This is a genomic window from Candidatus Eisenbacteria bacterium, assembly GCA_020847735.1.
Taxonomy (GTDB): Bacteria; Eisenbacteria; RBG-16-71-46; order RBG-16-71-46; family RBG-16-71-46; genus CAIXRL01.
In genome coordinates this window covers 16827-29756 of record JADLBL010000007.1, presented here as the reverse complement: position 1 = coordinate 29756, position 12930 = coordinate 16827, and the positions used below count along the sequence as shown (strand labels likewise).

Annotated in this window: 13 protein-coding genes and 1 pseudogene; all 14 read left to right on the top strand. The window is 73.3% G+C overall.

The window, feature by feature from the left end; translation table 11 throughout:
• Positions 1-346: 346 nt before the first annotated feature.
• Positions 347-1006: a hypothetical protein gene (locus IT347_03435; protein MCC6348628.1), complete on the top strand. Its 660-nt coding sequence runs from the start codon at positions 347-349 to the stop codon at positions 1004-1006.
• Between the two features lie 42 nt (positions 1007-1048).
• Positions 1049-1507 carry a dUTP diphosphatase gene (gene dut, locus IT347_03430; protein ID MCC6348627.1) on the top strand — a complete coding sequence of 153 codons (459 nt, stop codon included), beginning with the start codon at positions 1049-1051 and terminating at the stop codon, positions 1505-1507.
• A 117-nt stretch (positions 1508-1624) separates the two neighbouring features.
• Positions 1625-1984, top strand: a complete 360-nt coding sequence (rplS, locus tag IT347_03425; GenBank protein ID MCC6348626.1) for a 50S ribosomal protein L19 — start codon at positions 1625-1627, stop codon at positions 1982-1984.
• Positions 1981-2613, top strand: a complete 633-nt coding sequence (locus IT347_03420; protein ID MCC6348625.1) for a ribonuclease HII — start codon at positions 1981-1983, stop codon at positions 2611-2613. The genes rplS and IT347_03420 overlap by 4 nt, the downstream gene beginning before the upstream one ends.
• A 118-nt stretch (positions 2614-2731) precedes the next feature.
• On the top strand, positions 2732-3082 hold the full coding sequence (locus IT347_03415; protein ID MCC6348624.1) for a YraN family protein: 351 nt from the start codon (positions 2732-2734) through the stop codon (positions 3080-3082).
• 49 nt (positions 3083-3131) lie between these two features.
• Complete coding sequence (locus tag IT347_03410; protein MCC6348623.1) at positions 3132-4439, top strand: hypothetical protein; 1308 nt, start codon at positions 3132-3134, stop codon at positions 4437-4439.
• Positions 4440-4468: 29 nt separating this feature from the next.
• Entirely contained in the window at positions 4469-5131 is a 663-nt protein-coding gene (locus tag IT347_03405; protein MCC6348622.1) for a hypothetical protein, read from the top strand.
• Between the two features lie 196 nt (positions 5132-5327).
• A complete protein-coding gene (gene meaB / locus IT347_03400; protein MCC6348621.1) occupies positions 5328-6341 on the top strand; it encodes a methylmalonyl Co-A mutase-associated GTPase MeaB in 1014 nt (337 codons plus the stop codon).
• Positions 6342-6448: 107 nt separating this feature from the next.
• A complete protein-coding gene (locus IT347_03395; protein MCC6348620.1) occupies positions 6449-8056 on the top strand; it encodes a hypothetical protein in 1608 nt (535 codons plus the stop codon).
• 123 nt (positions 8057-8179) lie between these two features.
• Positions 8180-9964, top strand: a complete 1785-nt coding sequence (locus tag IT347_03390) for a methylmalonyl-CoA mutase (protein ID MCC6348619.1) — start codon at positions 8180-8182, stop codon at positions 9962-9964.
• Positions 9964-10605 carry a hypothetical protein gene (locus IT347_03385; GenBank protein MCC6348618.1) on the top strand — a complete coding sequence of 214 codons (642 nt, stop codon included), beginning with the start codon at positions 9964-9966 and terminating at the stop codon, positions 10603-10605. The genes IT347_03390 and IT347_03385 overlap by 1 nt, the downstream gene beginning before the upstream one ends.
• Positions 10606-10722: 117 nt before the next feature.
• A pseudogene (locus tag IT347_03380) lies at positions 10723-11106 on the top strand (cobalamin B12-binding domain-containing protein).
• 331 nt (positions 11107-11437) lie between these two features.
• On the top strand, positions 11438-12229 hold the full coding sequence (locus tag IT347_03375; protein MCC6348617.1) for a class I SAM-dependent methyltransferase: 792 nt from the start codon (positions 11438-11440) through the stop codon (positions 12227-12229).
• On the top strand, positions 12226-12846 hold the full coding sequence (locus IT347_03370) for a flavodoxin family protein (protein MCC6348616.1): 621 nt from the start codon (positions 12226-12228) through the stop codon (positions 12844-12846). The genes IT347_03375 and IT347_03370 overlap by 4 nt, the downstream gene beginning before the upstream one ends.
• The last annotated feature ends 84 nt before the right edge of the window (positions 12847-12930 follow it).

Here is a 12930-nt window from a genome sequence, read left to right as displayed (position 1 = left end):
CAGCACGGGAAGTGTGTACGCGACAGGAGCCGGGGCCGCGGCGCGCTCGATGGCCTCGCTGCGAAGCGCTTCCGTAGCCAGGGATGGCGGTGGAAGCGCCCAGCGAGGAGGGCAAGGCGGCAGGATGCCGCCGCCCGACGGCGAGGCCATCGAGCGCGCCGCGGCCCCGGCGACGCTCTCGCGATGGCCGCGACCAGCGAGCTGGCGGCTTCATTCGTCCTGCCGCCGCCGGCGTCCGCGCGTCTGCTCATGAACATGGATCGCGATCGCCGCACACCGCGACCATGGCGCCATCCCGCGCCGATCCCATATGCTCCCGGCAGGCCAACCCGGAGTCCTTGCAACGATGCGTCGCTCGGTCGTCATCCTGTCGTGCCTGCTGCTCGTCGCCAGCGCGTCGTGCGGCAAGTCCAGCCGTCCCGTTGCCGCCGTGCCCGGGGCGCCGCCGCCCGCCGACTCCCCGGCCAACGCCGTGCGGCTTCTCGAGTGGAGCTGGCAGCGGCGCGACTGCGATGCACTCCCGCCGCTCTTCACGGACGACTATCGCTTCGTCTTCGCCGCCGGCGATTCGGCCGGCGGCGCATACTCCGTGACGCCGTGGGTGCGCGCGGACGAGCTGGCGGCGTCCTGCGGCGCCTTCGGGCAGGCCGTGGACATCGACGTGAACCTCGGCCCTCCGCTCGCCGAGCTCCCCGACGACCGACCGGGCAGGAACCCGGTCTGGCACCGGTCCATCCGCGCGCCCGTGAGCCTCAAGGTCACGGTGGACCGCGGCGGCGGACCCGAACTCGTCGAGGTCCATGGCTACGCCAGGTTCTACTTCGTGCGCGGCGATTCGGCCGCGATCCCCGCCGAGCTCGCGGCCCGGGGCGTTCGCCCCGACTCGACCCGCTGGTGGATGGACCGCTGGGAGGACGAGACCCTGCCGGAGGGCGTGCGGGCAAATCCGACGCAGACCCGCACCTGGGGTTCGATCAAGGCGCAGTTCCGCCCGCCCGCCGTGTGAACCCGCTCGCGCTGCGTTGCCCGGCCCGCTAAGGTTCGCGGCATGAGCGAGCCAGTCGTTTCCGTCCGCATCCGCCGCCTGCCGCACGCCGGCGACCTGCCGCTGCCCGCCTACGAAACGCACGGGGCCGCCGGCATGGACGTGCGCGCGGCCGTGGAGCAGCCGCTCACCCTCGCGAGCGGCGCCATCGCGCTCGTTCCCACCGGCTTCGCGATCGAGGTGCCGGAGGGCTTCGAGATGCAGGTGCGCCCGCGCTCGGGGCTCGCCGCGAAGCACGGCATCACGCTGCCCAACAGCCCGGCGACGATCGACTCCGACTATCGCGGCGAGATCCGGGTGATCGTCCAGAACCTCGGCCCCGAGCCGTTCGTGATCGAGCGCGGCATGCGCATCGCTCAAATGGTGCTGCAGCGCGTTCCGCGGGTGGCGTGGATCGAGAGCGACGAACTGACCGCGACCTCACGCGAGGGCGGCGGATTCGGCCACACCGGGGTGAAGTAGAGGCGCCCGCGCCCGGCCGCCGTGCGCCTTGCGCCTCCCCCCGGGCTTCCCCTAGACTGCCCGCCCGCTTCCGTGGCCCGGCCTGTCGGGCTCATTGGCACTGAAAGGAGCCCGGTCATGGGCCTGATCCAGAAAGTCGAGAACGCGCACCTCAAGAGCGAGGTTCCCGACCTCCGTCCCGGCACCACCGTCGAGGTGAGCGTGCGCGTGATCGAGGGAGACAAGGAACGCCAGCAGAAGTTCCGCGGCGAGGTCACGAACGTGCGCGGCGCGGGGCTGCGCCGGACGTTCACGGTCCGCAAGATGTCCGAGGGCATCGGCGTCGAGCGCACCTGGCCGCTGCACTCGCCGTCCATCGCGGACATCAAGGTGATGGGCCAGAAGAAGGTCCGCCGCGCGAAGCTGTTCTATCTGCGCAAGAAGAAGGGCAAGGCCGCCCGCCTGAAGGAGAAGGCCGGCGCCTCGACGAACGAGTGACCCTCGGGCGCTGGCGACGCCTCGCGAGTGCCGAAGCCCGGATCGCCGGGCGCTCCGGCACGATCGCCGGGGTGGATGAGGCGGGTCGCGGCCCGCTCGCCGGTCCGGTGGTGGCCGCGGCGGTGGTGCTCGATCTGTCGCTCGACTGGGACGGGCTCGACGACAGCAAGCAGGTCCCCGCGCGCAGGCGCGAGGAAGTGTTCGCCCGGGTGCTGCAAGGCGCCCGGGCTTTTCGCTGGTGCGTCGCCGGGCCGCGCACGATCGAGCGCGTCAACATCCGCCGCGCGACGCTCGGCGCGATGGCCCGCTCGGTCGCGGGGCTGCCGGTCGTTCCGGAGTGCGTGCTGGTGGACGGCAACGACGAGGTGCCGGACCTCGCCTGCGAGCAGCGCGCGGTGGTGGACGGCGACGCGACCTGCCTGTCCATCGCGGCCGCGTCCATCGTCGCGAAGGTCGTGCGCGACCGGATCATGACACGGCTCGACCGTGTCTGGCCCGCCTACGGCTTCGCGCAGCACAAGGGCTACGGCACGCCCGAACACCTGGCGGCACTCCGCGCGCACGGGCCGTGCCCGGCGCACCGGGCGACCTACGCGCCCGTGATGGCGCTGGAGCTGCCCCTGGGCTGAGGCGCTCGCCGCCTCGCCGCCGGACGCACGGTGAGCCCCGGAACGTGACGCCGCGCCTCTTCACGATGGGCTTTCTGCTACCTTTCGGCCCTCAACTGCCCCCGCGGGAGCGACACGCATGGGACTGTCCCAGGATCGTGGCCGCGCGGGCGAGGATCTCGCAGCGGCCTACCTGCGGCTCGCCGGGCTGCGGCCGGTCGGGCGCAACCTCCGGCTCGGCGGGGTGGAAGTGGACGTGGTGGCGGACGACGGCGCGACGCGCGTGCTGATCGAGGTGCGGCTGCGCAGCCGCGGCGACTTCGGCGGCGCGGCGGCGACGGTGGACCGACGCAAGCGGGAACGGCTGGCGCGCGCGGCGCTCGCGCTCGCGCAGCAGGGCTATTCGCGCATCCGCGTGGACGTTGTGACCGTGGACCTGGACCCCGACGGCGCACGCCTCACGCACTATCGCAACGCAATCACGGAGTGATTCGTAAGCGTCGCTCATGGTGAAGATCCCCCGCATCGGACGACTCCGAATGCCCCGGCTGGGCGCGGGCAACTGGCGCGCGCGGCTGCGCGCCCAGCGCCGCTGGTGGCGCGCCCGGCTCCGGCAGATGGCCGGCGACCACGAGGTGCTGTTTCCCGCCGAGGGCGGGGGCGTCGTCGCGGTCGAAACGCTGACCGGCGAGCAGGCCGACGGGCCGCGCATCGCCATCCTGCACGCGACCGCCGGCAGCGGGCACAAGAGCGCCGCGCTGGCGCTGGCCAGCGCCATCGGCGCGCAGGCGCCGGGCGCCCGCGTGCGCGAAGTGGACACGCTGGTCTTCGCCTCGCGCTTCTACCGCTCGACCTACTCGCAGGGTTACAACGCGATGGCGCAGCGGGCGCCGAAGTTGTGGGGCGCGCTCTACCACCTGTGGGCGCAGCAGCGCGTGCACCGCGCGGCCGGCCCGACGCGCGAGGCCATTGACCGGCTTTCGCTGCGCAGCCTGGTGCGAGTCGTCGAGCGCGAGCACCCCGACGCGGTCGTGTGCACCCATTTCCTTCCGGTCGAAGCGCTCTCGCCGCGGCGGGGGCAGGGCCGGTTGCGGGTTCCGCTCTACGTCGTCATCACCGACTTCACGGCCCACCCGATGTGGGCGTATCCGCACGTGGACCGCTACTTCGTCGCCTCGGACGAGGTCGCCGACGAGCTGCACGGCCACGGCGTGCCGCGCGAGCGCATCGAGGTCTCGGGCATTCCGGTGGACCCGCGCTTCGCCCGCACGATCGGCCGCGACGCCGCGCGGGCGCGCTTTCGCCTGCCGGCCGCGGGGCCGGTGGTGCTCGTCATGGGCGGAGGCAGCGGCGTCGGACCCATGGGCGAGCTGACGCGCCGGCTCGCGCTGCTCCCTTCGCGGCCTTCGCTCGTGGTGGCCTGCGGCACGAACCGGCGGCTGCTCGGCGAAATCGAGGCGCTCGCGGCGCAGCACGACGGCCGCGTGCGCGCGCTCGGCTTCACGAACGAGGTGGATGCGCTGCTCGAGGCCGCGGACGTCGTGGTGGGCAAGGCCGGCGGGCTGACGTGCGCCGAAGCGCTCATCAAGCGCACCCCGCTGGTGGCCTTCCGGCCCACCCCCGGGCAGGAAGTCCGCAACGCGCGGTACCTGGAGGACGGCGGCGCGGCCGTGCTCGCCGACTCGGTCGAGAACGTGGCGGCCTCGGTCGAACGCTGGCTCGCGGATCCCGCGGCGCGCGAGCGCGTGCGCGGGAACGCGGCCCGGCTGGCGCGGCCGCTCGCAGCAGAGACCATTGCCCGAAGCGTGCTCGCGGCCCTGCCCGCGCCGCTCGCACGCCCGGCTTGAGCCGCTCCCCGCGGAGATCGGAGGTCGCGATGCGTTCGATGTTCGCCGCCGCACTCGTGCTGCCCCTGCTCGGTTTCGCCGACGCCGCCTGGGCCGGGCCCAAGGTCGAGGTCTACGGCCTGCGCATGGTTCCGACCGACGTGGATTCGCGCCAGTACAGCCGGCCGGGCTGGGGTGGAGGCGTGCAGGGCGTGCTGCCGCTGCCCGGCACCGCCACATTGCTGGCCGGCGTCGTCGGCGTGGAAGTCGTCAACCTGCTCATGACCACCACCGAGTTCCGCGACGCGCTCACCGGCCTGCGCGTCGAGCAGCAGACATCGCAGAACTACGGCCGCCTGTTCGTCGGGACGCAGTTCGGCTCGCACGGCCGCGGCGTGCTGCGGCCCTACGGCGGCGTCAACCTCGCGCTCGTCTGGTACGGCATCGGCACCGACGTGGTCGTGCCCGACGACTACGATCGCCAGAACGAGATCCGCCAGAGCCTCCGGAGCCGCGACGAGGTCGCCTTCGGCTGGGACGCGAACGCCGGCGTGGATTTCAACTTCTCCGACCGCTGGGGCGTGGACGTCGGGGCGCGCTGGCTGCACTCCTACGGTGTGCCGCAGCAGCTCGGCGCCGGCGCGGTGACGATCCAGCCGGGCTACGCGCAGATCAAGGTCGGCGTGGTCTTCGGCTCGCGACTGCTGAACTGACGGCGCTTCCGCCCGCGAGGCGCGCACGCGGGATCGCACCGCGGGCCGGCGTGCGGACTCCGCGCCACGCGTGCCGGAGCGGGCTCCGGGTCGCCATGGGCCGGTTGGCAGCGTCCGGCAATCGTGGCACCTTGCCCGCCGGTCGCGCCCTGTCCGCCGGGCGTCCGTCCCGAACCCGAAAACCTCCCGGAATCCCGTGAACGCCGCCTTCGCCGACCCATCCGAAGCCGAACTCATCCGCCGAACGCTGGCGGGCGAGCGCGTGCCGCTGGCCCGCGCGATCTCGTGGGTCGAGAACGAACAGCCCGGCGCCGCCGCGCTGCTCGACGCCTGCTTCGGCGCCGCCGGGCGGGCGTTCCGCATCGGCATCACCGGACCGCCCGGCGCGGGCAAGAGCACGCTCGTCACCCGGCTCGCCCGGGAGTACCGCGGCCGCGGCGAAACGGTCGCGATCGTCGCGGTGGATCCGACGAGTCCCTTCTCGGGCGGGGCGCTGCTCGGCGACCGCGTGCGCATGAACGAACTGGCCGGCGACCCGGGCGTGTTCATCCGCTCGATGGCGACGCGCGGCAGCATGGGCGGGCTGGCGGTGCACACGGCGCAGGTCTGCGACGTGCTCGACGCCGCCGGCTTCGGCCGCATCCTCATCGAGACCGTCGGCGTCGGGCAGAGCGAGCTCGAGGTCGCGCAGACCGCCGACACGACCGCGGTCGTGCTGGTGCCCGAATCGGGCGACGCCGTGCAGGCGATGAAGGCCGGGCTCATGGAGATCGCGGACGTGTTCGTGATCAACAAGGCCGACCGCGAGGGCGCCGAGCGCGCCACGTTCGCCGTCCAGTCGGCGCTGGAGCTGCGCGCGCCGACCAGCGCCTGGCGCATCCCGGTGCACCGCACGGTCGCCTCCACGGGCGAGGGCGTCGCCGGGGTTGTGGACCGCTTCGAGGAGCACCTGCTGTTCCTGCGCGAGAGCGGCGGGCTCGAACTCCGCCGCCGCCAGCGGCTCGAGCAGCGGCTGCGCGACCTGCTCGAGAGCCGGTTGTGGGCCGGGTTCCGCGCGCGGATTCCGGACGCCGACTGGCGCCAGAGCCTCGAGGCCCTCGCCGCGCGCCGCCGGACGCCGAACGAAATCGCGGCCGAGCTGGTCGAGCGGGCGGCGGGAGCCCCGGGCGGCGTCGAAGCCGCCGGGTCGCCTCCGCGCACGTCGTCGTAAACCGCCGCCCTCCGCGCTCCGTTCGCCGCCCTGTCCGCAAGCGGGCCTGCCCGCGGACGGCCGGTGAGCTTCCGCCCCGCCGGCCCGCGCGCGTTATCCTGCCGCGCATGGCCGCCCCGAACCGGACGCGACGACGCCCCGACGCGGTGCTCGCCGGGCTCGTCGGGCTGGACCTCGCGCTCAAGCTCTCGGCCGCGCTGCGGCCGCTGCGGCTGCTCGACGGCCTGACGATCCCCGACGACGCCTACCTGTCGCTCACGATCTCGCGCGGCCTCGCGCACGGCCTGGGGCCGTGGTACGGCACCGGCCCGACGAGCGGCTTCCAGCCGCTCTACGTCCTGCTGACCGCGCCCTTCCACTGGCTGTTCCCCGGCGATCCGGACGCGGTCGTGCGCGCCTCGCTGATCCTGCTGGTCGCCGCCGACGTGCTCGCGCTCGTGCTGCTGTGGCGGCTCCTGCGCCTCGTGTTGCGCACCCGCTTCGCCGCCGGCGCGGTGGCGCTCGCGTGGGTGCTGAGCCCCTACGTGCTGCACACGACGCTCAACGGGCTCGAGACGACGCCGGCGTTCACGACGCTGGTCGCCTTCTTCCTCGCGCTCGAGCGCGTCCGCCGCGCCGCGGACGCGTTCGCGCGCACGTGCCGCATCGTCGCGGCCGGCGCGCTGCTCGCGCTCGCGGTCTTCGCGCGCGTGGACGCGCTGGCCGCCGCGCCGGTCGCGGCGGGATGCCTGCTCGCGTGGTCGCGCGGCCGCGGCGAGCCGTGGCGCTCCGGGCTGCGCGATGCCGCGCTCGCGGGTGCGGTGGCCCTGGCGTGCTACCTGCCCTGGATGGTCTGGCTGCGGGCGGCGACCGGCGACTGGTTTCCGGTCTCGGGCGCCGCGCTGCACGCGATGGGCGTCGCCAACGTCGGCCACGAGCCGGGCTGGCGGAACTACTGGGGCCCGATGGCGGCGCGCGCGCTCGACGTGCTCGCTCGGCGGAACGCGTTCCCGATCGCCCTGGCGGGCCTGCTGGCCGTGACGCTGGCGCTCGCCCGCGTGCCCGCGCGCGAACTCGGCGCGCGGCTGCGGCCGGCGGCGCCGGCGGCGCTGTTCGCCGCGACGCTGCTCGCGGCCTACGTCGCCTGGCTCAACGCGGGCTGGTTTTATCCGCGCTACTTCTTCCCGGTGCTTCTGCCGCTGCTGCTCGTCTGCGGCGCGGGGCTGGACCTGCTCGCCGGGCGCTTCGCGGCGCATCCCGCACGCCGGGCGCTGGCCGCGGCGGTGCTGGCGCTCGTGGTGGCGGGCAACGTCCTGCAGCCGCCGTTCGCCCGGACGTGGCTGTCGCGCAACGACCGTACGCTCGGCTACCGCAACGCGGGGCTGTGGGCCCGCGGGCGCTTCCCCGCTGGCACGGTGATCGGGGCGCTGCAAAGCGGCGCGATCGGCTACTACGCCGACTCGCTGGTGGTCGTGAACATGGACGGGGTCGTGAATCGCGCCGCCTACGAGGCGCTGCGGGCGCGCCGCCTGTCCGACTACCTGCGCGACAGCGGCGCGCGTTACCTGCTCGGCATGCGCGAGGACCCGGCCTATCTCGAGGCCGGGACCGCCCGGCCTCGGCCCGGCGAGCTGGCGCTGCTCGGCCGCATGGGCGATTTCACGACAGGGCCGGACCCGTGGTTCGTCTGGCGCGTGGGCGCAGCGGCGTCGCCGCTCGATCCGCGCATTCCGTAGGCCGGCTCGCGCGGCGCGAGCCTTGACCCTGATTCCGGGGCCCGCTTACGCTCCCCCGGCTCTCGACGGCTGCCGGGCCCTTCCGGACCCGCCGTTCATCGGCCCTCCACGAGGATCCGCTCCATGGCGTCCCGCACCCCGAAGACGAAGGCCCGCACGACCTCCCGCAGCCACTCCGCGCGCCCGGGCCCCGCGCGGAAGTCGCCCGCGCGCGGGCGCAGGGTCGCCCCGGCCGCCCCGAAGGCCAACGGCGCCTTCGCCGCGCAGACGCGGTCGTTCGAGTCGGCCTACCCGAAGGACCGCGAGCGGCGCGACCTGTATCCGTTCACGATCTCGGGCCTGCCGATCAAGCCGCTTTACGGCCCCGCGGACCTTCAGGGCATGGACCTCGCGCGCGACCTGTCGGTACCGGGCGAATACCCGTACACGCGCGGCGTGCATCCGACGATGTACCGCGGCCGCATGTTCACCATGCGGCAGTTCGCCGGATTCGGCACGGCGCGCGACACGAACCAGCGCTTCCACTACCTGCTCGAGCACGGCCAGACCGGACTGTCCATCGCCTTCGACAACCCGACGATCATGGGCTACGACAGCGACCACCCGAAGTCGCACGGCGAGGTCGGCAAGTGCGGGGTCGCCATTGACAGCCTGCGCGACATGGAGATCCTGCTCGACGGCATCGACCCGGGCGCGGTCTCGACGTCCATGACGATCAACGGACCGGCGTCCATCATGTACGGGTTCTACCTCGCGAACGCCGAGAAGCGCGGGGTGCCGTTCCGCCGGCTGCGCGGCACGCTGCAGAACGACATCCTCAAGGAGTACATCGCCCAGAAGTGCTGGTGCTTTCCGCCCGAGCCGTCGCTGCGCATCATCGTGGACCTGATCGAGTTTTCGACGAAGCACGTTCCGCAGTGGAACACGATCTCGATCAGCGGCTACCACATCCGCGAGGCGGGCTCGACGGCGGCGCAGGAGCTGGCGTTCACGCTCGCCGACGGCTTCACCTACGTCGAGCGCTGCCTCGAACGCGGGCTCGATGTGGACGACTTCGCGCCGCGCCTGTCGTTCTTCTGGAACAGCCACCTCGACTTCTTCGAGGAGATCGCCAAGCTGCGCGCGGCGAGGCGCATCTGGGCGAGGCACATGCGCGAGCGCTACGGCGCGAAACGGCGCGAGTCGTGGCTGATGCGCTTCCACACCCAGACGGCCGGCTGCTCGCTTTGGGACAAGCAGCCCGAGAACAACATCGTCCGCACGGCGTTCGAGGCGCTCGCGGGCGTGCTCGGCGGCACGCAGTCGCTGCACACGAACTCGATGGACGAGACGATCGCGCTGCCGAGCGACAAGGCGGTCAAGATCGCGCTGCGCACGCAGCAGATCATCGCCCACGAGATCGGAGTCACCGAGACGATCGATCCGCTCGCGGGCTCGTACTACGTCGAGCACCTCACGAACACGCTCGAGGAGCAGGCCGAGGACTACTTCCGGCGCATCGAGGGCATGGGCGGCGTCGTGCCGGGCATCGAGAAGGGCTTCTTCCAGCGCGAGCTGGCGGCCGCGGCCTACCAGTACCAGCAGGAGGTCGAGCGAAAGCAGCGCATCCTGGTCGGCGTGAACGAGTACGTCGAGCCCGACGAAAAGCTCGAGATCCCGATCCTGTACATCGGCGAGGAGGTCGAGGCGGGCCAGAAGCGCGCGATCGCCGAGCTCAAGCGCGTCCGCCACGACGCGGCTACGACCGCGGCGCTCAAGGCGCTCACGGCGGCGGCGGCGACGGCTCCCGGCGGGGCGAACCTGATGGAGAAGATCCTCGAGTGCGCGCGCAGCTACGCGACCGAGGGCGAGATCCGCAACGCCATGCGCGAGGTGTTCGGGGACTACGTCGAGTCGGTGGAGTTCTAGTGGACCGGAACGCACTGCTGGCGGGCGGCGCCGTGGTCCTGCTGGTGGTCGCCGCGTTCGTCATGCGCGGCGGACGGCGGGAGGACGAGGCGGAACCCGGCGGGGCCGGCACCGCCGGCGAGGACGCGGTCTCCGAGGGTGCGGCGCCCGAGCCCGACGTGCTCGAAGCCGAGCCCGACGACGACTGGGGCGAGGACGAGGTCGTCGCCGTCACCTCGGATGGCTACGGCTTCCTGCCCGACCGCCACGCCGTGCGCCTCGTGCCGCCGCAGGAGGAGGGCGAGGGCTGGAAAGCGGGCGAGTCCGCCAATGCCCGGCGCGGGGCCGCGGCCATCGCCGCGAGCTGGCATGCCGGCGACTTCACGGGCGCGCGCGTGCGACGCGGCGGGGGCGATGAGCCGTGGCGCTTCGAGGCGCTCGGCCGAGACGGCGAGTTCGTCGTGTTCGGGTTCGAAACACGGGATGCCGCCGAGGCGGCGCTGCGCCTGTTCGAGACGCGCGGCGTCATCCGCGTCGGGCAGGACGAGGACGGCAATCCGGCGCCGCCGTCGGAGGAGCAGTTCGCCGAGGCGCGCCGCATCCACGAGGAAACCGAGCAGGCGCTCGCGCTCGAACGCGAGCCGGAGGAGCACGAGGGCTGAGTCGCGGCCGTCCGCGGGCCGCGCACCGGTGGCGCTCGCGATCGGCGGATGCGAAGGATGGACCGGGACGCGGGCGGGGCTCGCCCGGACAGGTGTTCCAGAACGTCGGAGGAAGCGATGCCGCGCAAGATTCGCGTGCTGGTGGGCAAGCCCGGCCTGGACGGCCACGATCGCGGCGCCAAGGTGGTGGCGGCGGCGCTGCGGGACGCGGGCATGGAGGTCATCTACACCGGCTTGCACCAGACCCCCGAGCAGATCGTCGAGGCGGCCGTGCAGGAGGACGTGGACGTCGTCGCGCTGTCGGTGCTCTCCGGCGCGCACATGACGCTCTTTCCGGAGGTGCAGCGGCTCATGCAGGCCGCGGGCGTCGGCGACAAGCTGCTGACCGGCGGCGGCATCATTCCGGCCGAGGACATGCAGACGCTGCTCGAGCGCGGCGTCGGCCGGTTGTTCGGCCCCGGATCGTCCACGGTGGACATCGTCGTTTACATCCGCGAGTGGTATGCGGAGCGGCATGGCGCCGACGCGCTGCCGCCGCTGCCCCCGCCGCCGCCGCGGGCCGAGCCGGTCGTCGGCTCGGGCGAGATACCGGCGCCCGCTTCGCCGCGGCCCGACCGCCACCACGTGCGCGTCGCCGCGCCGGCGCCCGCCACGAAGCGCAAGGCGGCAGGCGGCAGGCCGGCGAAGAAGTCCGTGCGCGCCGCCGCCCGGCCGGCGAAGCGCAAGGCGGCGAAGCAGGCCGCGCCGAAGCGGGCCGCGAAGCGCGGGCCGGCGAAGAAGACCGCGCCGAAGCGGGCCGCGAAGCGACTCGGACGCTGACGCCGGAGGCGACGTGACCCGCCTCAGCCCGCCACGGCTCGAGTTCGCGAGCCGCAAGGATCTGCCGTACCTGGTCGAACACTGGTACCTCGGTTCCCGCGTCCGCCATTACATGATGGTGCGGCGCTTTCAGGAGGTGCTCGAACACGCCGACCTGGCGGCGGGCCAGGCGGTGCTCGACCTCGGCTGCGGCTGGGCCTACGGCACGCACTGGGCGCACTCACTCGGCTGTCGCGCGACGGGGATCGATCTGGGCATGGACCAGCTGCGCTGGGCCCGCGGTGCGCTGCCGCCCGGCGCCTCGCTCGTGCACGCCAACGCGAAGGCGCTGCCGTTCCCGGACGCGAGCTTCGATCGCGCGGTGTCGGTCGAGATGATGGAGCACGTCTACCGGCCCGACCGGCCGGCCGTGTTCGCGGAGATCGCGCGCGTCGTGCGGCGCGGAGGGCGGATCGCGATCTCGACTCCGAACCCGGCTTCGCCGATCGAGTCCGTGAAGCGCGTCGCGGTGCGCTGGCCGTGGCTGCGCCGGGCGCTGCCCTCCTCGTGTTTTCCCGAGGCCAGCGACGACGCGGCCGCCTACCACCCGTATCGCTACCACCATCCGCTCGCGGCCGCCGAACTGGCCGCGGGGCTTTCGAGCGCGGGATTCCGCGTGCTGGGCACGCGGCACTTCCTGTGGGTGCCCAAGACGCTGCCCGATGCGCTGGCCGGAGCGGGGCGCGCGGCCGAGGCGCTGGCCGAAGCGCTGCCGCTCGTGCGCGGCGCGGGCGCGACGACGCTCGTGTGGGCGGAGCGCGCGTGAGCCCGGCGCCGCTCGTCGTCGTCATCAACGGCAGCCCGCTGCCGCGCTCGAGCGTCTCGAAGATGCTCGCGGCGGTCGCCACCGGCGCGCGCGAGGGCGGGGCCGAAGTCGCGCGGTTCGACTGCTACTCGCTGTCCGTGAAGCCGTGCATCGCCTGCGGTCCGGATGCGACCAGCGGCTACTGCGTCTTTCACGACGACATGGACCGTGTCTACGCGGCGCTCGAACGCGCGCACGCGGTCGTGGCCGGCTCGCCGGTCTACTTCGACACGGTGAGCGCCCCGTTCAAGGCGCTCATTGACCGCTGCAACTGCGTGACGCCGCTCGTCACGCTGCCCGGCGGGGGCACGGACGTGGTGCCGAAATGGGAGCGCACGCGGCGCGGCGTGTTCGTGACCGCGTGCAGCTCGAACCACACCCACGAACTCGCCGAGCGCACCGTGCGCGGCTGGATGAAGTGGGTGGGGACGAAGTGGCAGGAGACGATTCTCTGGCAGCACCCCGACGACGAGCTCGGCAGCGTCACCGAAGCGCTGCTGGCGCGCTCGCGCGATGCGGGCCGGGAGCTGGCGACCAGCCCGCCGCTGCTGCCTGGCGGCGTCGAGCCGCGGCGCTGAGCGCGGGCATCACGCCGCGCGAGCGACCCACGAGTCCGGTCCGCAAACTCAAGGTCCTTGTGAAGCGCGCTCCGCGGACATGCC